Below are 1,308 nucleotides of genomic sequence, written 5' to 3'. Positions count from 1 at the left end.
CGCGAACGAGATCCTGAAGACTGCCTCCTTGGACTCAACCGGTCAGCGCAACAATGCGGCGATCCTATCGGCCGGGGTGTCGAAGTCGAGCGTCTTGCGCGGGCGCGTGTTGAGTTGATGGGCGACCTGGTCGAGGTCGTCCTGGGTGGCGTCGATGCGAGTGCCCTTCGGGAAGTACTGACGCAGGAGGCGATTGGTGTTCTCGTTCGTGCCACGCTGCCAGGGACTGGCAGGGTCGGCGAAGTACACCTGCAGCCCGGTGTTCGCGGTGACGGTCTTGTGCCCGGCCAGCTCCATCCCGCGGTCCCAGGTCAACGACTTGCGCACCTGAGCGGGCAGCCGGGTCATCACCTGCGACAGGCCGCGGGTGACCGAGTGCATGTCGCGGCCGGGCAGCGCGACCAGCACCGTGAACCGGGTGGAGCGCTCGACGACGGTGGCGATCTGGGTCAGCCCACGCCCGATGAGTAGATCACCCTCCCAGTGTCCGGGAACGGCCCGGTCGGCGACCTCGGCGGGGCGATGGCGGATGGAGACCGCGTCGGTGATCTGCGAGCGCCACTGCCCGGTCACGGTGTTGTGCACGTTGCGCCGGATCGGCCGACCCGAGCGCAGGTGGCGCTGCAGGTTCTTGGCCAGTACGCCGCGGGCCTGCACGAACAGCGACTTGTAGATCGTCTCGTGTGACACCCGCATCCCCGACCCCGGCTGGTGGTGCTTGCGCAGGTACCCGGCGATCTGCTCCGGGGACCAGTCCACCCCGAGCTTGCCGGCCACGAACCGGCGCAGCCGCTCGTTGCGGGCCAGCAGGCACAGCTTCGGGCGCCGGGCACGGCGCCCGGCCCGGTCGGCGGCGTCCACGGCCCGGTACTTGCGCGGCCCCTTGTTCCGGCCGATCTCCCGGCTGATCGTCGACGGCGACCGGCCGAGACGACGGGCGATCGAGCGCATCGACTCCCCACGCGCGGGGCCGCGGGAGATCTCCTCCCGCTCAGCGAGGGTGAGCGCGCCCTCCCGACGCCGCCGCGGCGCCGGCACGTACCCGCCTGCGCCCTTGAGCACGGTGAACACCGACCCGGGCGGACGCAGGATCGCCCGGACGATCTCGGAGATCGACTCCCCACGCCCCTCCGGTCCCACAACTCCTGCCTGTCCTCGTCCGACATGCCCGGACGGCCCAACCTCGCCAACGCCAGCACCTCCACCATGATCATCTATCACGGTGTTGCACTGACCGGTTGAGTCCAAGTCGGCGTTTTTCGCGCAGGCGGAGCTGGACCGTCGACTCAAGTAAGACTTCTGTTCGTT

At 69.3% G+C, this 1,308-nt stretch carries 1 pseudogene; it reads right to left on the bottom strand.

The window, feature by feature from the left end:
* Nucleotides 1-42: 42 nt before the first annotated feature.
* Nucleotides 43-1,190: pseudogene (locus ABD993_RS16025) on the bottom strand (IS30 family transposase).
* Nucleotides 1,191-1,308: the final 118 nt, after the last annotated feature.

The sequence above is a fragment of the Pseudonocardia xishanensis genome (genome assembly GCF_039541715.1).
In the GTDB taxonomy this organism is placed as follows: domain Bacteria; phylum Actinomycetota; class Actinomycetes; order Mycobacteriales; family Pseudonocardiaceae; genus Pseudonocardia; species Pseudonocardia xishanensis.
Note: the sequence above shows the minus strand (reverse complement) of the source record. Positions and strands in the feature narration are given on the sequence as shown.